This is a genomic window from Dysgonomonas mossii (genome assembly GCF_004569505.1).
In the GTDB taxonomy this organism is placed as follows: domain Bacteria; phylum Bacteroidota; class Bacteroidia; order Bacteroidales; family Dysgonomonadaceae; genus Dysgonomonas.
Genome location: NZ_SPPK01000004.1, coordinates 296,910 through 320,169 on the forward strand (window position 1 = coordinate 296,910; position 23,260 = coordinate 320,169).

The window sequence follows — 23,260 nt, forward strand, 5'->3', positions numbered from 1 at the left end:
GTAATATACAACTAGTTATATATCTTTATTTTTACGGGGCCTATTAGTCCGGCTTCGGGAGTACTGCGATATGGAGTCGGTATAGTTTGGTAATGATTAGCCAAGGTACTATAGACCAATATCTCAACTTTATTAATACCCGGTAACAAGTAAGGTGTAATATCCACTTGATAAGGAGGACTCATCAATATTCCAGCCGACTGACTATTTATCTTAACTTCACAAGTCGCAATCACATCTGTGAGATCTAGCATAGCTTTCATATTCCCGGACAAAGAGTCTAGTGAAAAATCCGTTCTGTAATACATTCCCCCCGAATAATATTTCAAAGCTCCGGTTTTAGACCAATCTCCTATTTTCATAAGTCCCTTTGCTGTTCGTAATTTAATTGGTTCGCACAACACAGCTGTCCCTTGATATCCTGTTTTCCGTTCGACCGAAAAGGCAACACACCCTACTTCCTTTTGTATATGAGGTAAGGTAACCCGATAAATATTACTTCCTTGCATGTCTTCTTTAAGTAACCGGATATACTCTTTAGGGATAGTTACTCCATCAATCCATACTTTCAGGTCGCAACCAGCTATCTTAAATTCCATTTCATAGAGACCGGGAACAGAACGAAAACGGTAATTCCAACGCTTATATTTACCTCTATAAGGATCATATATCAAATGCTTTGTGTTCAGCCAGCGCATAGAAACGGAAGATAAATAAGATGAATCTTTCGTTGGCAAGACGACTGTATCCGGAAATAATATCACAGCACTTCTATCTCTAAAGTCGTGGAGGGCACCTCTTTCCATTCTGTAATTTATTTGCTTAGTATCAGCATATGCAATCAATAATTTATGCCAACCTTTCGCAAGTATGAAGCGATCATCCACCTTTTTCTCATCTATCAAAATCGTATATGGTCTTGTTCCGTCTATCTGAATTTTATATATGCCATTGTGGGGTGCATAAATGTACGTCTGATAAATCTGATGACCTCCGCTGTTTAATATAAAAAAGCGGTCGTCAACTTTCCCTTTCAGCCCGTGCATACCCTGCGAACCGGGGTTATCCCAAACTCCATATTGCCATGAGAAATTATAAAGGACGCTCTCTTTTTCTTTTGTCTGATGAATCGCATCTGTTATAGAAATATCTTTTGACACAGTGTCGAGAAAAGCCTGTGGACCATAACCATAGATGTCTTCCGGCCAGTGGGAGTCGTCAAAATCCGATTTGACCCAATCGGTCTTTGTATTTGTAGCCGGACTATTACGAAAAGACCTTGCTTCAGCACCAATCAATTCTTCAGATGCAGGTAAGCGAAAATCACCCCACTTATTATTCATAGTAGGTAACAGTTCTACCTCCCATTTTCCATCCAATAAAACCTCAGAGGTTAATTGTTCTTGTTTCTGCACTTTATTGGCAAGTATAGGTTCTCCATGAGAGAAGACGAATAAGTATGAATTTTCAGATTCTTTTTCTAGCAATAAATAGGTTCCATCTTTTGTTTGACGAACAACGGGATAATCTTGCATATTGCCAGTGTGGGCATCCCAAAGCTCAACTTTCCCTGTTGTTCGAAAAAAACATTCTGTATCTTTAGGGACATCCATTACCATGTATATATCACGGTCTCCAACTTTGCGATGAAGTACTTTTCCTCTATTTCCATTTGGTTTGAAATCCGGAACAATCAATGACTGCACAACAGAATTTAAAGAGTCCATATCAGACAGATACAAACCTACTCCATTCGCTGAATTTGTCTGTTTACGAGCAGTTTTTCCATCATATGCTTGAGCCGATGTAAGCCCGAATATCTCTTTTACAATAGCATCAACTTCGTTGCTGTTTTCTCCAGACAGAGTGCTTGCTTTAGGCAGTTTTCCTGTAGCTAACACAATACCTCCTGCACGGTAATGCTCTAATATCTTCAAGAGTGAACTGTGATGTATTGCCTCCATATCCGCCAATATTATTACTTTATATTTTTCATCGGCAATAGATATAGATTGTTTTTCGATAGTAGCTTTCTGTAAAAACGAATAGTTCACAAAATCGTAATCGAGTCCTCCGTCACTCATTTTTTGAGCTAAATCAAATACTTGCTTAGGGGTCGAGGTCGAATATGCTTGCATCGATTCGGTAGGGTACATGAGTGCTATATCACACACATGGTGTCCTTGACTCATAAGATAACTCAACCGTTGGGTGTATTCGAGCCATTTTTTCATATGAGGCCAATAAGGCATCCTGAAATGAAAACAAGGCGGTGCCCACTCCCACCAGCCTCCATGGGTAGAATAATAAAGACCATGCATGCATACAAGATTGCCACCTGCCATAAAGTGATGATCAATCTGATGGGTAAGCCATGAGCCCGAACTCCCCCACCCCATACTATGGAATGCTTCGAGCCAGGTGCGAGGACGTTTGTTAAGATGAGCTATCGAGCTCGAGACCTTTGTAGACATAAAACTCGACCCCCTTGCCGGAGCATCGTTACCCGGTGCTGTATACCAACTGTTTGCTCTGAAATAATCAACATATGCTAAAGGGTTTATACCTCTTTCCAAGTTATCGCAACCGTATATTAATCCTCTTTCGGCATGCCAGTTATATATTGGTTTGAAGTATCGGTCTTCTGCCAAATCCATTAAAACGTCGCAATAATCGATACGTACCTTAGGTGTTATATCGCCTATATTTTCTTTCAAAGCCGGCAGATAGAGCAGAATGTCATATCCTTTTCTTTTCTCAAACTCGTTGCGGAAATCTTCCGACCACGAACCAATTTCGATAGGATACGACAATTCGTCCTGAAAGAAATAATTCATTCCTGCCTTTGCCGCATCTCCCACCTTCTTCTCAAAATCAGCAAAGTATACATCAACGAGTTCTTTCCCATAATCGGGGTGTAATGCATAACTGTTACTTGTAGTTATAATATATACTTTACAGGACTTTCCGTTCGGAGTTCTCCACAGCAATCTGCCCTCGTTAATATATTTACTCAAATCTATTTTTCCGGGATAGGCAACTACTGCGAGTATATTTGGTGGAATTTTACAATTAAGGGTACTATCCTCTTTTATCGCTATGGATTGTATTTCGAGTTTCCCTTTATAATTTTTAAATTTGGAATCTTCTACTAGTTTATCTGGATAATATCCGTTGCCGATCCACCCTATTGTATAGTCGTCTAGTCCCACGCCGAGACCTTTTTTGGCACATTCTTGGGTAAACCATTTCCATATTTGCCACCATTTTTCCGAAAAGATTTTAGGCTCTCCCGGTTCGGTTTTGCCGAACAAGCCGAAACCATTCTTATGAGCCTTAATATCTACTTCAGGATCTTGATGGATATAACTTACAGCAAACCCGTCTATAGCAGCCGAAGAGAGTATATCGAGCTGGTCTTTGAGTCTTTCTGTATTCAATACGTCGCCATTCCACCAATAGAAAGGAACATTTCCATATCCTTTTGGTGGACACTTGAATTCCCCAAGCACATCAATATCAGGTCTCTGCGAAGGGTATCCTTTATACTTCTGTGTTTGTGATTTGATCTGAAGAATACAGATTGAAGCAAAAAGAAGTAATATTATTCGAGTCTTCATGGTCATAATATTCTTAATACTAAAAGAATGAAATATCATTTTATAGAGCAAAATTCATTGTATTGACTGAGGCCTATCGGTTGTTTTTACACCAAATATTTCAGATGGAATACTTCCCATTTCAAATATAAGCTCACCGCCTGCAATAATATCCGCATGATTAATGTATGACTTCGTATAAGCCTTTCCATTAAGTGAAACTTTCTGTATATATATATTTTGAGGGCTATTATTATTCGCCTTAATGACAAATGTTTTTCCATTTCCCAGATCAATGGTAGCTCTTTCTATTAGCGGACTACCGAATACATAGGTGCCTCCGGCCGGAGCAAGGGGATAAAATCCTAAAGCAGACATAATGTACCATGCCGACATTTGTCCAATATCTTCATTTCCACAAATACCTTCAGGACGATCATGGTAGAGAGTTGTCATTATTTTGCGGACTTTTTCTGCTGTTTTCCATGGTTGACCTACATACGAGAACAGATATGGAATGTGATGGCTTGGTTCGTTCCCGTGTGCATATTGTCCTATAAGTCCGGTTATATCCATCGAAGCACGGGGTCCCATATCTCCCTCGATGACAAATAATGAGTCAAGCTTTTGTATAAATTCATTTTCGCCTCCGAATAAGTTAACTAGCCCTTCTACATTTTGGGGAACTAACCATGTATACTGCCATGCGTTGCCTTCGGTATAATCGTTCTCTTTATGCGCCGATAAAAACGGATTTAACGGCTCTTCTCTAAATTTACCTTCAGACATAATGCCTCTCATAAATCCTATTTTTTTGTCAAAATATCGAGCAAAAGAATTACTTCTTTTCAAAAAATAATCATAGTCGTCTTTCATATCTCTTTCTTTTGAAACTTGAGCCAATGCCCAGTCTGCAAGAGCATATTCCAAACCTTTTGCAACAGATTCTTTCATCTTGTCACAAGGTAAATAGCCTAATTCCTTGTATTCTTTCAATCCTCTTTCGTCTAATAGAGCCGATGTTTTCATTGCATTATAGGCTAAATTTTTGTCAAACCCTACTACACCTTTGAGATATGCATCTGCTATAACCGGAATGGCTGGATTGCCAACCATAGCATCTGTTTCGTTTCCTACCAAATGCCAAATAGGCAGTTTCCCCTGTTCTTTATAAATCTGAAGCATGGTATTAATTATATCCGGCATCATTTCGGGGTGAATAATTGTCATCAACGGATGAGCAGTACGGTAGGTGTCCCAGAGAGAGAAAGTTGTATAGTTTATAAAGCCTGTTGAATAATGATTTTTGAGGTCAGCTCCAAAGTAGCCCCCATCAACATCACAAAAAACAGACGGAGCTATCATAGTATGATAAAGTCCTGTATAAAAATTGCGTAGGACGGTCGAATCGTTCGTCTTTATATTTATTTTATTTAACTCTTTATTCCATGCTCTATTGGCTTCATCTTTAACCTTTTCGAAATCCCATCCGGGTAGTTCTGCCTGTAAGTTTCTTTTAGCACCCTCTATACTGACCGGAGAAATAGCAACTTTCACTAATATTTCTTTCTTTTTCGTAGAGGATGTAAAGAATACTTCTCCATACACTTTCCTTGCGGTTAAAGAGATTCCATCTTTTACAGAAACAGAGTCTGATAGGGAGAATTTGTTGATTGGCTCTGAAAACACAGCGGTAAAATAGACTCGTTGATCTTTTGCCCATCCTGTAGAAAGACGATAGCCTGAAACAACCGTATCGTTTTCCTGTATTAAATATCCTTCAGTGGGGCTATCCCAGTCTATGCCCGCTTCGAGATTTATGATAACACGAGGATCTGATGCAGCCTTGTTCTTAAATATATATTTATGAAAACCAACTCTTCTCGTCGCTGTGAGTTCAACATCAATATCGTATCTATTGAGATGTACAGCATAATACCCCGGAGTTGCCGTTTCTGTACTTCTGTTAAATAATGAATACATGCCCGAAGATTGATCTCCATGTATCCCTTCTCTTAATTTTACATATCCTGTAACCGGCATCAATACAATATCTCCCAGATCTCCTGTACCAACCCCACTAAGATGCATATGAGCAAAACCTAGAATTGTGGAATCGGAAATATGGTAGCCTGAACACCAATCCCAACCATGAGAAATATTTGTAGGGCCTAACTGAACAGCGCCAAATGGGACATTAGCCCCCATAAAAACATGTCCATGAGCACCTGTTCCTATATATGGGTCAACATATTTCGTGAGGTTATACTCTTCGTTATAAGTGTTTTGACTTTTACAAGAGGCCTCTATTATAAATAAAAAGCATATCAATACCAATATCTTGGTATAAATACATATATCTGATTTCATGGAATATTGTTTTTGATTTTAAACAGGAGGGTTCTCTTATGGAAGCCCTCCTGTTTTGAGTATAATCCTATAACTCTTACTGAGGTTCGGAGCCTGGGTTTTGTGTAAGATTTTTATTTATTCTTAATTCCCTATATGGTATAGGTAATATAAGATTCTCTTTTTTGACATTATATGCTCTTGACGAAACATCCTTATCTATCGATTTGATATATGCTCCATCCGCTGTCATAACCTCTATTGCTTTGCCTGTACGTACCAAATCGAACCAACGATGATTTTCAAAAGCCAATTCATGCTTACGTTCATTGGCTACAACATCTGCTGTAACAACCGATACAGAAGGTAATCCGGCACGTGTCCGTACTCTGTTTACAAATGGAACAGCTTCCGCTCCGCGATTTTGATCGACAAGGCATTCTGCCATCAACAATAATGCATCCGAATAGCGATAAACCGGCCAGTTATCGTCAGTATTGAAAATATTGGTATGTGTGTGACGATATTTGTTTACAAAAGGAAGTGCAGTTTCATAATTACTTATACGTGGGTCTCCTACTTTAAATACATTTGCAACTACCAATGCATCGTTCTCTATTGTCCCTACTGCGATGGCCACAGATGGGTCGAGACGCAAGTCATTTGGTTCGTATGAATCGATCATGGCTTGTGTAGGTACATTCCATCCTCCGGTGGATGTTGTATTGCTGAACTCCACACCAGTAATGAGTTCCCCTTCTTTTGTGCGAGGCATAAAGAGATAAAGCCAGTTACTTTCCTGTCCTTGATTTCCCATCTGATACTGTACAGAAAATATGTGCTCAACGCTATTTTTCTTTGATGTATCGAACACATCTGCATAATGAGGCAATAAGTCGTAACCCATTTTGTTTATGATATCATCTAATTGACTTTCAGCAGTTGAGTAATCCGGGCTTGGTTTGGTCATTAGTACATATGCATATAGCATTTTGGCCGCCCCTTTTGTTGCAGAACCGTCTTGTGGAAATTCGACTGTTTCGAGTTTGTCTATTGCGTCTTTTACATCATCAATAATAACCGCATAAACTTCCTCCGGTGTAGATTGTACGGGAAAAGCCTGATCAGCAGTTTTTACTTCAGTTAATTGTATTGGTATGCGAGCATAACACTGAACCAGTTCGAAGTAAGCCCAAGCTCGCATAAATTTGGCTTGTCCGATTATGCGGTTCTTGAAAGTATCGGACAAATCGGTGGCGTCTAAACGTGCTAATATTGTATTTGCTTGGGCTATTGTATTGTAACAGCCGCTCCATAGTTCCGAAACCGTATAATTCTGACTTGTAACTAAAAAGTTAGCAACATCTTCACGGAATGAATTACTATCCATTCGTTCATTGTTGTTGCGTGTATAATGGGTATTGTCAGATCGCATTTCGCCAACAATGTAGCCAATGTTTATAATTGTGCGCATGCTTGCATATGCAGCATTTATAGCCTGATTGAAGTGGTCTTCTGTTTTATAAAACGATGCTTCTGTAGAACTACTTTCGGGATTGAGGTTCAAAAAACTCTCATTGCATGAGTAGAATAGCAACATTACAGATAGGCATGCTATATATATTTTATTCATAATCAATAATTTTGAATACTAATTTGTATATTATTAAAAAGTAATATCTAAGCCGATAGTAAATGTTCTTGGAATAGGATATGTAGTCATATCAACACCCATTCCACTCCAGCTAAGACCCTTTCCGGCCTCATTATTGTTTATTTCGGGGTTTAGTCCAGGATAACCGGTTACAGTGAATAATTGTTGTCCTGAGAAGTATATACGAGCCTTTGATATATATTTGTTCGGTTTGAACGGAATTGTATATCCTAATGTAACATTTCGTAAGGTCATATACGATGCATCATATACCCATCCGCTATGTTTTAGACGGAATATCTCAGTTGTACCAGTTAGTGTTCTAGGCACTTTACCATTTCCTGGATTTTCGAGCGAACGCCAACGATTTTTAACTTCACGATCTACGTTGAATACACCATCAAGATTGAACGAATTGTCGGAAGAACCTAAAAACACATCCCCCCCAAGTTGGCCGCTGATCAATACACTTAAATCAAAATTCTTCCACGAAAACTCATTTGTAATACCATACAGGACATCCGGATTGGGATTACCTATGATTGTTCTGTCATTTTCGTCTATATAACCATTTTTGTCAACATCCTTCATTCGGGCAGTACCAACCTCCGATGACCAGTGTTTAGGTTGAGTATCAAATTCTTCTTGAGTCATATAAACTCCGTCGAAAACATATCCGTAGAATACACCGATCGGTTGTCCTACTTGTAATCTATTCCAGTCGGCATAACGTTCGTCCCCTCCTATAGGCGTATTGTTAGTACTTAATTTTACAACTTTATTACGGGGTATTGTTATATTGAGATTTGTTTTCCAGTTGAAATCTCCTACTATATTTCTAGATTCTAGCGTAAACTCATGTCCCCATGTATCGAATCGGCCAACATTAGCCGAAATATCGCTGAACCCCGATGACCAAGGGATATCTATCTGATATAGCAATCCGTCTGTAATTTTGCTATAATAATCGTACATGAAGAAAATCCGGTCATTGAGGAATCCGACATCAACACCCAAATCTAATTGTTTTGTTTCTTCCCATGTAAGGTCATTGTTGCCTATGTTGCCTAATGATTTTCCGGGTGCTAGTGTTCCACCGAGTACATAGTTATTTTTATTCAATGTAGCTATATAACTGTAGTCTCCAATATTGTTATTACCTGTGACACCATAGCTAGCTCTTAACTTCAGATAGTTCATTACTTTGGTCACCGGTTTCATAAAGGATTCTTCCGAGGCAATCCATCCTCCCGAAACTGAAGGGAATGTAGCATATTTGTTCCCTTCTCCGAATCTGGAACAGCCATCCTTACGAATTGTAGCTTGAAGTAGGTAACGGTCTTTATATGTATAATTGGCACGTCCGATAAGTGAGGCCACAGTCCATTCGGTGGTCGAACTCGAACCTTTTGTTGTGGCTGCGGCATCGAGCCAAGGTACCTCATCGTCAGCAAAATCAGTTCCGGTGATAGAGCTGAATTCCGAATTTACTTTTTGGGCGGAATATCCGAGCAAGAGACTAATCGCATGATTTCCGAATGTTTTGTCGTAAGACAGCATATTCTCTATTGTCCAGTTATAGTATGTTCCAGTATCATAAGAGCCTTCAGCCTTTACCGGAGGAGGTGTAAACAATCCACCACCAACAAGAGATGATGCCCATTGGCGATTTCGAGAGTAGCCTATATCGGTTCCAGCCTGAAATTTGTATTTCAATCCGTTCCATATATCAATGTTCGCATAAGCGTTGCTTATCAAGGTTATGGTTCTCGTATTGTTTAATCGTCCGTCCAGATAGCGAAGCCAGTTTGGCTGTCCAAACATTCCCGGCGATTCGAGTGATACCTTCAGACTTCCATCTTTATTATAAGGACTTTGGCATGGGTCAGCTATCAAAGAAGCACTTAGAATCTCGCGGTATCCATCAGTGTTTTGGTTATTGTATATTTGAAATACAGGGGCTACATTAAAGCCTAGTTTAACTTTTTCGTGCAATGTGAATTCATTGTTGACACGTAGGTTGTAGCGTTCGAAATTAGAGTTTCTCACGACTCCTTCTTGCTTGAAGTATCCACCGATTACGGCTGTGGTCATAAAATCATTTCCGCCGGATACACTTAAACTATAACTCTGAATAGGAGCCGATCTTAATAATAATTTATACCAATTGGTACCTTCTCCGTACTGTTCGGGATGCTGATACATTTCAGGCACAGGGTCTGTTGATCCTTCGTATTTAATTTGATCTTCATAAAACTCCTTCTTGAACTGGGCAAACTCTCGGGCATTCATGACATTCATCTCCTGCAATCCATTAACAGATTGAACGCCGTAATTTGCGTGTAGAGTAACTTGTGTTTTTCCCTTCTTCCCTTTTTTCGTAGTAATGAGTATTACTCCATTTGCTGCCCGAGATCCATATAAAGCCGTAGCAGAAGCATCTTTGAGTACCGAGAAAGTTTCTATTTCATCGGGGTTTATATTATTTAATCCTGTTGATATTGGAATTCCATCTACAACAAATAATGGCTCACTTGCATTACTGATAGATGCAGCGCCGCGTATACGAAAAGCCATACCTTGTCCGGGAGCTCCGGATGTTTGATTTATTTGCACACCGGCTACCTGACCTTGAAGTTTTTGTCCTATCTGGGCTACCGGTATATCAGTCAAGGCATCTCCTTTTATCGTATTGATGGCACCTGTTATGTCTCTTTTCTTTTGGGTTCCATATGTTACCACAACTACTTCATCCAAATACTTTGTGTCTTCTTGCAAGATAATGTCAAACTTGGTTTGATCATTTATCGGAAGTACTTTTTCGGTAAAACCCAGAAAGTTAACTTTTATAGAGTTGCCAGTTGTAATAGATAAGTTAAACGCCCCGTTTTCATCAGTAGCAACCCCATTCGTTGTGCCTTCGACAACAACGCTAGCACCAATAATCGGTTCTCCTTTAGCATCTCTCACAGTTCCGCTGATGGATTTCTTTTGTTGTTGTTGAATCTGCTGTTTCAACTCTTCTTTCTTGTTAGAATCAGCTGGATAGATCAGAATAAATTTTCCATCTATTTCATACGCCAAACCCTTGCCTTTAAGGGCAATGTCTAAAATATCACTTATAGTACGATCTTTAACTGAAAGCGTTACTCGACTCTCATTATCAAGTTCATTGTTATTGTATAAAAAAGAGAAGTCGCTCTGCTTTTTAATCTCATAGAAAAGATTCTTCAGTTTGACATTCTCAAGTTTTAAACTCATTCTCATATTTTGAGAATAGCTGTTCGATGCTGATAATGAAAACACAATTGCAACTGTAAGAAATAGAGTCAGTTTCATAATTCTAAAAAGTCTTTTGTGGTAAAAAAGAGGTGCAAAAAATGTTTTTCTAAAATAATTTTTCATACTTTAGCATTAGTTTTAGTTAATAATTTTGAGATAACTTTATTGCGAAAACTTACTGAATCGGGAAATGGAGCTAACATTTTCCGATTCTTTTTTACATTTATGAAGTGTCCATGGTCTTTAGTGTTTTTATTATTAGTTATTAGATCTTAGATTTCGTATATTTCTATTACATTTCCTGCTTGTCTATAATCGAATTTCCGATGTTTTTTGAATAAATCGAGAATTTGTTGAATACTCTCGCCTCTGTCGAAGACTCCCGAGAACAGCTCGTTTTGGAGTCGGGGTGATTTTATGTCAATCCTAATATTAAAGCCTCTTTCGAGTTTTTTTACAATATCGGAAAACGTTTCGGCATCAAAGTAGTAACCACCATTCCGCCATGTGGCATACATAGAAGCATCAACTTCATTTATATTGACCGATCCGGATAGTCTATCAAATACATATTGCTGATTCGGAGACAATATGATAGACTGTTCGTTTAGTAAAGAATCTGTTTTCTCAACTTTCACTAAACCTTCCAATAAAGTTGTGATTATCTTATTATCATCAGAATATGCCTTAACATTGAAATGAGTACCCAGCACTTTTACATTAATACTATTAGTTTTTACTACGAAAGGTTGTTGTTTGTTTTTCGCTACATCAAAATATGCCTCACCCTCTAATACCACCACTCGTTCTTTTCCTGAAAAGGAGTTTGGATATCTCAAGACCGATCCGGAGTTCAATTCTACAATGCTGCCATCACTGAGCGTTATTTTTGATTTTGAGCCATATTCACATTTAGTTTCTACATAGGATATATTTTCATCTGTAGATTTTATTGTTGAAAATAAACTTAGGCCACCAATGATGATAAGAAGTGCAATTGAAGCGGCAGATATATATTGCCACATTTTTGTCTTTCTCTTATATGAATATTTAGAAACTCTGTTCTGAATAATATTAAATATTCTTTCTTTAGAGTCATAAGCATGCTCAAATGATCCGTTATATCTTATCTTTTGTAATTTTTCAAAAATAGCATAGTTTTTTTCGTCTTCTGAAAGCCAGTTATCAACTAACATCTTTTCTTCATTAGTTGCCGTCTTATTTATTACAGCCACTATCGCAGGCAATATTTCAGGATTGTCTTTTATCATTGTATCGTGGGTTTATATTAATATAGAGTAAAAAAAAAAGAAAGACATCTAAGCCTTTCCCTGAAAAAAGTATCTTTTTATAGAAAAAATATATAAAAGGGAGATATTACCTATATAATAGCTAGAAAAACAATTATTTTTTTCTTTAAGATATAAGCAAGTTTTTTAATAGCTATTACGATTTGTGCATTTACCGTTTTTTCCGAAATGGATAAAATCTCAGCTATTTCTCGGTATTTCAAGCCTTCTTCTTTGGCCATCAGAAATATCAGTTTACATCGTTCGGGTAATTCATTTATTGCACTCTGTATAGCCAAAACAAGTTCTTCATTGATATAAATCTCTTCGGGAGTCAAATCACTCGAGGCCATCCCCAAGGGGATATCATCGATAATTAAGGATTCAATATTCTTTGATTTGTTGATATAATAGAGAGCTCTATTGCGGGTTATAGTAAAAAGATATGCGACAATATTATCTATATTCAATAATTCTAATCTGTTTTGCCATATACTAAAAAAAACATCAGAAATGATTTCCTCTTTAGTTTCATTATTTTTTATAAAATAACTGGCAAAACGATATATCTGAATATAGAACTTATCATAGAATAAACGAAAGGCATAAGGGTCATTCTCAGATATCCTTTTCAGAATAGCATTGAGTTCATTTGAGTTATTCATGCTAAAATTGTTTAAGCCTCACAAAAGAAAAGTCAAACGTATAAATTTTTTTGCATAAAATTGATTAATTACGATAGAAGAACTTCAAAATTTATTTTATTCATCTGATTTCATCAAAACGAAGTATGGAGTGATTCGAAAAATATAAAAATTAGAGTTTTTATTATATGAGGTACTGTTTGGCTAGGAAAGAGTATATATTGATTTTAATCAATATGTTAACCAAGTAAATTGGCGGATAAGTTCGACTACTGATTGGCATTAATAAATTAAATAATCAAAATATTAACAATATAAAAATCGTTATCGCTTAAATCTATCATAGGATATATATATGTTTACACTACATATACATTTGTTCTTTTCCCCACCAATGTCTATTTGCAGATTTGTAATGTATAAAATAAAAACAACCATATAAAATAATATTTCACGTAATACCTACTTTAGCAGTTGAAATCACTCGAAATGATTTGTTAACTATAAATTTAAAACGATGGACAAATGAAAATTCACATCAACAGGCATTTACAGATTTGGTGGATTCTATTGTTTATAGGACTGTTCCATGCACAATTAGCATCAGCCCAAACAGGATCTACAATCCTTGTACAAGGAAAGGTTTTGGATGTAGAGAATATAGAAATTATTGGAGCCGTTGTCAAAATTCAGAATCGACAAATAGGCACAACTACCGATGAAAAAGGAAAATTCTCCATAAATGCCCATGTAGGCGAAACTTTGGAGATATCATTCATGGGCTACAAAAAACAGATAGTCAAAGTCACATCATCTCAACCACTAACTATTGTTTTAGAAGAAAACAGCATCGAACTGAGCAATGTTGTAGTCGTTGGATACGGAACGACAAGCAAAGAAAAATTGACAGGTGCAGTTGCCAATGTATCTACCGCCGACTTCAAAAATCGGCCTATAACAGATGTATCATTAGCTCTTCAGGGCAAAGTTACAGGAGTACAAGTAACACAAAATTCGGGACAGCCGGGTTCGGATGGTGGTACAATCACAATCCGAGGCATAGGTACTCTAAACAATTCTTCGCCATTAGTCATCATCGATGGATTCGAATCTTCATTCGATAAAGTAGACCCTAAAGATATTGAGTCTATGACGGTACTAAAAGATGCCGCTTCGGCAGCCATCTATGGTAACAAGGCTGCAAACGGTGTTATCCTTATTACTACCAAAAAAGGTAAAAGCGGAGGAATGTCGATCGAATACAATGGCTACCTTGCCGTTCAGGATGTTACCCGCTACCCTTCCCTGCTCGGTTCTGTCGATTTTCTGGAATTATATAATGAAGCCCGAATCAATTCGGGAATGCAAAAATTATATAGCGACGAGTATATAAATAATTTCCGACTAGGTGATGATCTGGCTGCATATCCTGATCGCAATTGGGCTGATTTTTATTTCAAACCTGCTGCTCAACAAAATCACTATTTGAAACTAAATGGCGGAACAGAAAAATTGACATACACCCTATCGCTTGGTTATTTAGATCAGAACGGAATATTGCAGGGAACAGATTACAAAAAATATTCTTTCAGGTCGAATGTAAACACATCCTTCTTAAACGATAAATTAAAAATAGCCGCTAACATATCTGGTTATGTTGGCAATCAAACCGATTTGGTCGATGGAACAGAGTCGACATTGGCTCGTGTGGTTCAAATGCACCCTACCGTTGTAGCCAAAATGGAAGGATATGGATGGACGTCATGGTTTTATAACGATGCAGTGCGCGAAGCTGGAGGTAAGAAAGGATTGGATAAAAAAAGCTTTACCGGAAATCTGAATGCAATATTTCAAATAACTAAACAACTGAAACTGGAAGGAGCTGTTAGTTACGATTACAATATGGAATTCGGACAAACTTATGCTCCAAATATTAGCTTGTATACAATAGAGACCGGATCGAATGGCGAACAGACAATCGGTAAAAATTCATCGCGTGAATCGATGATAAGAGAGAGTACCTATCGCTATGGCACAACATCGAGCTATACAACCCTTTCTTATTGGCTGAATGTAAACGACGACCACCACTTCAAGGTATTGGGAGGAGCACAGCAATCAGAGTGGGAAGGCAAATATTATCAAACACAGCGTAGTCGCTTAACAGCCAACCTGCCAACCCTCGAAGTAGGAGATCCTGCCACACAGAAAAATAGTGCGTGGGCTTCCACTGTCAGATCGTTGTCTCTATTTGGGCGATTTAACTATGATTATAAAGATAAGTACTTATTCGAAGCCAACATGCGTTACGACGGATCTTCCAAATTTGCAATAGATAATAAGTGGGGTCTATTCCCTTCTTTTTCGGCCGGATGGCGTATCTCGGAAGAACCTTTCCTCAAAAAAGGCTTACCTTGGGTAAACGAACTCAAAGTACGTGGATCATGGGGGCAACTGGGAAATGAGAAAATATGGAGTTCCTATGCCGGAATAGATATTCTATCGGTAGGAACAGCTAATTATATATGGAATAAACAAAGTGTAACCGGATCGGCAGTATCATACATTGCCAATAAAGACCTGACATGGGAAACGACAACACAGAAGAATGTAGGATTAGATTTCACTATCTTCGACTCATTTTCAGTGTCGGCCGACTTCTATATTAAGCAAACAGACAATATTCTGATGCAATTACCGGTATCCAGTACTTTTGGATTTACTGAAGATCCTTGGCAGAATGCAGGTAAAATGCGCAATGTGGGATATGAATTCACATTGGGATATAACAAAGAACTATTCAAAGGGTTCGATTTTAATGCAAATGCGACTTTGTCATTCAATAAAAATAAAATATTGGATCTGAAAGGTATGAGCCCTATCCTCAATGATACAAAAGGTATTTTGTTACAAGAAGGCTTACCCATCAATACACTATATGGTTACGAAGTGGAAGGTATCTATCAGAACGAAGAAGAGATTCATAATCATCTGAAAACTTTCGACCGATACGGAAACCCTGTCAACTCATACTCAGGACTTGTAGCCGCTCCGGGCGACATCCGCTTCAAAGATCAAAATGGAGATGGCATTATAGACAAAGACAACGACCGTGTTGCTCTTGGTGATCCATCACCCGACTGCTTGTTCTCGTTCTCTACAGGAGCCAGATATAAAGGTTTCGACTTCACTATCTTCCTGCAAGGCGTATTGGGTGGCGAGGGTTGGAGCTCAGGCGAACTGGTTTCGCCATTCTTCAACAACTACAATAGTGCTGGATGGATGATAAACCGATGGACTCCCGAAAAGCCGAACAATACCTATCAGCGGGTATTTATAGATAGCCAACGATCGGCCATCAAGTCGGCGTACTATGTAGAAGATATGTCTTATTTGCGTTGCAAAAATATAGAACTAGGTTATACTATACCAAGTTCTCTGCTAAATAAGATAAGCATTACAGGAGCCAGAGTGTTTGTCAGTGGACAAAATATGTTCACCCTCACCAAGTATAAGGGATTTGATCCCGAAAGAGCAGGGATAGACGCAACCAATATCTACTCCTACCCTTTAGTTAAGACATTTACAGCAGGTATAAACGTAACATTCTAAGTCATGAAAAAGAACTCATTAAAATATATTGTAGCAGTATTGCTTCTTTTGTCGGCAAGTTCTTGTTCCGATTACCTGAATACTGTCCCTACCGACAAAGCATCTCCCGATACATTCTTGAAAGATATAGATCAGGCTAAAAGCTTGTTGGCTGGTATTTATTCTTGCTTATACGACGAAAGCCCGAGCTATATAACGCCCTACACATGGGAAAATATGTCGGATAACTCATTCAACCCCAATACATGGGAGTTCTCTGCTGAATTTGCCAAAGGCACGCAAACAGCAACAAGCTGGTGGGCCGAATATAAATGGACAAGGGATTGGCAAGCTATTTCGCGCAGCAACTCGTTGCTTCGAGGTCTGGCATCGAACAAAACGCTGTCGCAAACGGACAAAAATTCGATTATGGCCGAATCTCGGTTCTTAAGAGCCTTATTCTATTACGATTTGATTTGCTTTTATGGAAGAGTTCCTCTTCTGGACGAAAATTCACCGATGGAAAATCAGCCTCGCGAGGAAATATCTAAAGTATTGGCATTTATGCACGATGATATAGATTTTGCAATCGGAAATCTAAAACACTCATTTGGAGGCGAATCAGCATCTAAAGGCGCAGCTTATATGCTGAAGCTACGCATTGCTCAATATGAAAACAACAATCAGGCAGTAATAGATGCAGCTAAAGAAATTAAGAAATTAGGGTATACTTTATATCCCAATTTCTCAAAATTATTTCTAGAAGAAGGTACAACGGATACATCTAACAAAGAGATCATCTTGAAGATAAATTATGCAACCGACCTTCGTTCCAGTTATATGACAATGCTTTGGTATCATTGGAATTCTTTCCAGACGACTTTGCCTATGGTAGAGAGTTTCTTCACCGCCAATGGACTTCCGATCAAGACACTGGAAGCGGACGGCGGTGGTTCTATACCTAAAGATGCGTCTTATGATCCCGATCATCCTTTTAGCAACCGTGACCCTCGCCTGCATATGTCTATTCTTTGTCCCGGATCGGAATATCGCTTAGACGCCGAATCTCGTTACCAGGCAAATTGGATACCTGCCAGTTGGGCTAATATATCGGGATTCCGTCCTAAGAAAGGAGCCAACGAAAAACTGGCTAATACACAAAACGATGGTTGTGACAAAATAATAATGCGATATGGCGAAGTGCTATTGGCATGGGCTGAAGCCGAAAACGAACTAAACGGACCGGCCAATGTATATCCGTTGATAGACGAATTGCGCAATCGTGTGGGGATGATTACGCTATCGGAGTCTCTGCCAAATCTGACCAAGGAAACAATGCGAGCTTTGATAAGGAACGAACGCCGTGTCGAACTTTTTCACGAAGGACAACGTTGGTTCGATATTCGCCGTTGGAAGATTGCCGAAAAAGTAATGGTAGATGCCATTGGCTTAGATGTGTCTAAACTAAAATGGTACTGGAATGGAAATGTTACCTCCGATTGGAAATACGAATCTATAATTATCGACAAACGATCTTTTAATAAGGATAGGGACTACCTTTGGCCAATCCCTCAAAAAGAGATAAATGCCAACCCTATGATCAAAAATGATCAGAATCCGAATTATTAATATGTGATGATATGAAAAAGATAATACAATATACAGCAATATTCGCACTGATACTACTTACTGCCTGCGAACAAAAAGTAGAGAATGTGGATCCTACATGGGCACGGGCAATCTATCCGAACGAAGGAGCAACTGTAAAAATAGATTTTTTCAAGCCCGATGCACTTCAGACTTTTACTTGGGAGACAAGACCCAATTCTACTTACAAGATATATTTCGATACGGATATGCATTTTCAGAATCCTTATGTTTTTGACGTAGGATCCAAAGATTCATTGAAAGTAACAAATCAGGAGTTTCTGAATGTATTACGAGAGGTATGGCCCGATTTTACAAGTATCAAAAGATTTTTTTGGAAAGTAGAACAAAACACCAACGGAGAAGTATTTACCACATGGCGATACTTTAATGCAATACTGGCAGTAGAAAGTTTTGTAGACAAACGGGATGGTGAAGAATATGAAGCCCGACAGTTCGTCTTGAACGATGGATCGTTGATGACCATCATGGCCGAAAACCTACGGGCAAAAAAATATTCGGATGGGACACCTCTTCCTCTTCCATACAAGGGGGCTTATACCAGCGATCCGATATACAATGCTAAGGCCGGAGGATATTATTCGTGGGCTACAACCGTTCGCATATCGTGGGATGAAGCTAAAGCAGCAACACTCAATAAAGAGAATATACAAGGCATATGCCCAGATGGTTGGCATGTACCTTCGTTGGCCGAGTTTGATAAACTGCGAAGATATTTAGGAACCGAATCGGGAGGCAATCTGGTAAAAGATCCATCTTATTGGAAAACGACTGCCAATATAACCAATAGTACAAAGCTAAACATCATAGCATCAGGATACTATTGGCATGAGGGCGTTGGGTTTATAACACAGGGGTTGGACGATGGAAACCCTTTCACAGGATTTTGGAGTTCTACGCCATACCTCAAAGGACAGCAATTTGCATGGGGTGAAGCGGCATTGGATGACGATAAGAATAAAGCAACGCTAATGTCTATGTACGATGATGTAGAAGGCATTTATCTGCAAGGCTATTCAGCTATTCCAGGTGTAGAAAACCGTTGCTACCCGATAAGATGTATTATGGATGAAATAAAGTAACCTAAAAAAGAGCAAGATGAATATTTACAGACTAATATATGTATGCTGGTTATTAGCACTACCCTTGTTTGCAACAGGGTGTCATGATTCTTTGGTCGATAATCCTGATCCCCAGGAGATAGATAATAGCTTCTATCCAAAGCGGTTCTACATCGATCCCGAAAACGGAGCTTATTATAATACCGGACATTCGCCATCGCAAGCTTGGGAAAGCGTAGACCGCATTCTCGAACGGACATGGACACCGGGAGATACAATATTGATAAAAAGAGGAACCGTATATAATGGTACGATTACCCTAAAAGGAAATGGAACACAAGAAGCTCCTATTGTTATTATGGCATATGGAGACGAGAAGCTGCCTCTGCCCGAAATAAATGGAGGCGGCACAAAAGACGAAACAATACTGATACGCAATGTGCAATACTGGGAATTGCATAACCTGAAAATAACCAATAAGGGGGCGCAACCTCGTGCCAAAAGCGTTGGTATCCGCATTGTTGCCGATAATATACCAAATGGAATAATGAATCACATACATATCAAAGGGTGTACTGTGCAAGATGTATACGGTACTAAGACACATCATTTGGAAGGAGGCGGAGCAGGTATTTTTTATTACAATGTATTGGAAGGTAATATTCCCAGCAGCTTTAATGATATTGTAATAGAAAATTGCCATATCAAAGATTGTCAGCGTGATGGATTGACAGGATATGTATCGACCGGTGACCGTAGCAAAAGAAAAGCAAATACGAATTTCATTTTCAGAGGTAATCTATTCGAAGGTATTCCTGGCGACCAAATTATTGTAAACAGCTGTGACAAGGCAATTGTAGAAAACAATATCGTACGTAATTGTGCCGAAGGAGGATGGTCCCCCGAAGGGGCTTCGTTCCGAGCCGAAGCATCAGCCGGATTGTGGTGTATCCATAGCGACGAAACAGTGTTCCGCTACAATATAGTACAAGACCACAAAGCCACATGGGACGGACAAGCATTCGACTGTGACCAAAACTGCCAGAATACACTTTTCGAATATAATATCTCATACAACAATGTGGGTGGATTCTTCTTGCTTTGTCCTGCCGATGCCGCTTTCGATAAAGGTTATGCTACCCATAAGGGTACTATTGTACGATATAATATAAGTATCAATGACGGCACGCGCGACTATGTAAAAGAAAATGGGTTGACCATATCGTCTGCCATCGATGTAGTAGGACGTGTAGATGGTACATATTTCTACAACAATACGATAATTAAAACAAAATCGGCAACACAACATGCCGATAATAGTGCCATTACTTTCGATAATTATACCAACATCCCTAATTCGTTAGTGTTTGCCAACAATATATTTTACAACACAACAGGTACAGCCAATGAGTTTTGTAAATTAAACGTAGGTTCTCTGAGCTCGAATAAAGGAGTCATTTTTCAGAACAATTGTGTATATGGATATTCAACACCTATACCGGGTACAGGCTCTTACAACAGTGGAAATATAACTATAGATCCTAACTTTGTTAAACTAGTTACGGACTTTGTTAACTCTAACAATCTGGTAGATAAAGATCAAATATTGAATGGGCTGAAATTGGCTACCGGCTCCCCTGCTATCGCCACCGGAACCACCGTTTCGGACGGAGGATTCTATCCCGTAACGAATGATTTCTGGGGTGTTGCTGTCGGATCAAGTAAAAATATGGGAGCATATAACCACTAAAAAGACAATATCATGAATAAAATGATAAGAAATGCAATTTTGGCAGTTACCGGTATTCTCATAGTATTGGTAAGCTGCAATACCGAAAACGATTTTTATGAAGTTGGGCGACAACCTGTTTTTCTTAAATATCCTTCAAAGGATACCACATGGGTATTAAATTACCAAAAGCCCGACTCTCTCTATCGTTTTTCGTGGGAGTCGAAGCGAAACTATATTGAATACAACCTTATATTCAGCTTGAGCGAAGATATGAGTACTCAGAAAGTAGAAGTAGGAGCCGGAATTAAAACAGACTTCTATCTCACAACCATGCAAGTAGATTCTATACTAAGTTCGATGAATATTGGTATAGGAGAACAACATACAATCTACTGGTCTATAGATGTTGTAGATCCGGAAGCCGGCTGGTGTGACGAGATCAGAAAATTGACGATAACCCGTTGCGATTTACCTACAAATGTAATCATGTTGGATAGTCCCTCCAGTTTGGCTGAACTGACATTAGACAAGGCTAATCCAGAGAATCTTATAACATTTAGTTGGACTTGCCAAACAGAAGTAAAAGATTATGTCCTGGAAATGAGTTTCGATAGCAATTTCGATAATGTGATACAAATAGAAAATGGATCGGAAAAATCGCATGAATTCTCAAATAAATATTTCGATGACATGCTCAAAAATCATGGAGTAGCACTAGGTCAGAGTATTCCGCTCTATTGGAGAGTAAAAGGAACAGGGAATTTGAACAACCCAATTGAAAATAGTGCCGAAAGAGAGATTTCGATAAGACGTTTTGCCCGCGATCCGGCTCAGGTGACTTTGGCAACGCCGGCTGAAGGCAGTACAGTATTACTTGCTTTAGAGAGTGCTTCAGATATGTTCCAGTTTAAATGGTCATGTGACACCACAGGAGTAACCTACAAAGTGAAATTGTATGACAAAGAGTTGAATGTATCGGTGGAATTCGATGCCGGAAGCAATAAAGCATATTCAATTTCACAAATAGATTTTGATCAACTGTTAGAACAAAAATTTGAAATGGTTGCATCACAAAAAAAGAAAATGTATTGGGAGGTTATTCCAAACGATCCTTTACGCGCTGTTTCGAAACATACCGGAACTTTTACTGTAAGACGCTTTTTGGCGGTAACGGCTGCTCCTAAAATCAAATTGACAGCATTACCTACTGATGCAACGGCCTATACTCTCAATGTATCGACACCAACAGCAAACCTTGCTACAGTTAATTGGGATTGTTCGGCAACCGGAGTTACGTATGCCATAGAATACAGTTTGAACGCTGATATGACGCACTCGAAAGTGAAGGAACTAACAACGAACAAAACAGTCGGTTTCACTCACAGTCTGCTTGACGATATGCTATCGGACTTAGGAGCTTCGTATTGGACCAAAACTGTTTATTGGCGAATAGTAACAACTGTAGCTGTAATGACCGAACCATCGGACATACATAACATGAAATTGACAGGTATGATAAAACCGTTGGTAGACAAACGAGACGCCTCTTTTCCACAAACATATCCGGTGACGAAAATAGGGAATAACTTCTGGATGGGAGCAAACTTGCGAGCTACTAAATACAGCGATGGCACAGCCTTCACTACTGTAGATTTGGCTTCGAAAACCTATACGGGAGGTGCTGTAACAGATGCGAATGTGATTGGGCAATATTATACATGGCCTACAGCACTGCGCACGTGGCAGTCGGCAGGTTCGAGCGAGAACAGTATTATACAAGGTGTGTGCCCTGATGGATGGCATGTATCCACACTTTCAGATTGGAATGCCTTGATAAGCACTTTGTCTCCGAATCCGGCCAAGAAAGTGAAATCGACACAGTATTGGAACAATCAATGGGAAGTGACAAATAGTAGCGGTTTGAATTTAGTTCCCGGAGGGGTGTTCTGGCATGGCAATGTAGGTGCCCCCGACAACGCCGACAGTGGAGGCAAATCCGGATATTGGACAACGACTGTAGGCTCTTCTACGACAGCCTACATGGTAGAGATATTTGATTGGAATTCGAATGATATTGTTCCATGGCACTATCTGTCTCGTCCATGGAGCGAAGGAGATGGCACAGCTTCGAAAATGGTGAATGTGCGTTGTGTAAGGAATATGAATTAACAATCTTATAAATAATAGAAGATCCGTTTTCTTTCAATCCTTATTGTAAAAAAGATTGAAGAAAACGGATTTTTTTTATCTATACTAAAAGGCTTTTTTGATAGCGAGACGAAAAAAGTAACAATACAAAACATGCTGAAAAGTGTTACTTTTGTCACCTTTTTTTATATTCGTCTTTTAGTTCTGTTATCTTGTAAGTGATAAACAGGCTGATAATAAGCG

11 protein-coding genes are annotated in these 23,260 nt (G+C 38.8%); 5 read left to right on the forward strand and 6 right to left on the reverse strand.

The window, feature by feature from the left end; all coding sequences use genetic code 11:
* Positions 1-11: 11 nt before the first annotated feature.
* The 6 genes from E4T88_RS13410 to E4T88_RS13435 form a co-directional block, all read right to left on the reverse strand.
* Positions 12-3,620, reverse strand: a complete 3,609-nt coding sequence (locus E4T88_RS13410) for a glycosyl hydrolase (protein ID WP_135106252.1) — start codon at positions 3,618-3,620, stop codon at positions 12-14.
* Positions 3,621-3,674: 54 nt separating this feature from the next.
* Entirely contained in the window at positions 3,675-5,969 is a 2,295-nt protein-coding gene (locus tag E4T88_RS13415; protein WP_135106254.1) for a GH92 family glycosyl hydrolase, read from the reverse strand.
* A gap of 76 nt (positions 5,970-6,045) precedes the next feature.
* The gene (locus E4T88_RS13420) at positions 6,046-7,581 is read right to left on the reverse strand and encodes a RagB/SusD family nutrient uptake outer membrane protein (RefSeq protein WP_135106256.1); all 1,536 of its coding nucleotides are present in this window, start codon (positions 7,579-7,581) and stop codon (positions 6,046-6,048) included.
* A gap of 33 nt (positions 7,582-7,614) precedes the next feature.
* Positions 7,615-10,941: a TonB-dependent receptor gene (locus tag E4T88_RS13425; RefSeq protein ID WP_228093917.1), complete on the reverse strand. Its 3,327-nt coding sequence runs from the start codon at positions 10,939-10,941 to the stop codon at positions 7,615-7,617.
* A gap of 215 nt (positions 10,942-11,156) precedes the next feature.
* Positions 11,157-12,155, reverse strand: a complete 999-nt coding sequence (locus E4T88_RS13430) for a FecR family protein (protein ID WP_135106258.1) — start codon at positions 12,153-12,155, stop codon at positions 11,157-11,159.
* Positions 12,156-12,265: 110 nt separating this feature from the next.
* Positions 12,266-12,838, reverse strand: coding sequence for an RNA polymerase sigma factor (locus E4T88_RS13435; RefSeq protein ID WP_135106260.1), 573 nt, complete (start codon positions 12,836-12,838; stop codon positions 12,266-12,268).
* A gap of 504 nt (positions 12,839-13,342) precedes the next feature.
* Here E4T88_RS13435 and E4T88_RS13440 point away from each other — a divergent pair.
* Genes E4T88_RS13440 through E4T88_RS13460 form a run of 5 tightly spaced genes read left to right on the forward strand, consistent with a single transcriptional unit; the run spans position 13,343 to position 23,038 of the window.
* Entirely contained in the window at positions 13,343-16,429 is a 3,087-nt protein-coding gene (locus E4T88_RS13440) for a SusC/RagA family TonB-linked outer membrane protein (protein ID WP_135106262.1), read from the forward strand.
* A 3-nt stretch (positions 16,430-16,432) separates the two neighbouring features.
* Complete coding sequence (locus tag E4T88_RS13445; RefSeq protein WP_135106264.1) at positions 16,433-18,037, forward strand: RagB/SusD family nutrient uptake outer membrane protein; 1,605 nt, start codon at positions 16,433-16,435, stop codon at positions 18,035-18,037.
* 11 nt (positions 18,038-18,048) lie between these two features.
* Positions 18,049-19,158 (forward strand): FISUMP domain-containing protein, encoded by a 1,110-nt coding sequence (locus tag E4T88_RS13450; protein WP_135106266.1) that lies wholly within the window; start codon positions 18,049-18,051, stop codon positions 19,156-19,158.
* A 16-nt stretch (positions 19,159-19,174) separates the two neighbouring features.
* Positions 19,175-20,887, forward strand: a complete 1,713-nt coding sequence (locus tag E4T88_RS13455) for a right-handed parallel beta-helix repeat-containing protein (protein WP_135106268.1) — start codon at positions 19,175-19,177, stop codon at positions 20,885-20,887.
* Between the two features lie 12 nt (positions 20,888-20,899).
* Positions 20,900-23,038 (forward strand): SusE domain-containing protein, encoded by a 2,139-nt coding sequence (locus E4T88_RS13460; protein ID WP_135106270.1) that lies wholly within the window; start codon positions 20,900-20,902, stop codon positions 23,036-23,038.
* Positions 23,039-23,260: the final 222 nt, after the last annotated feature.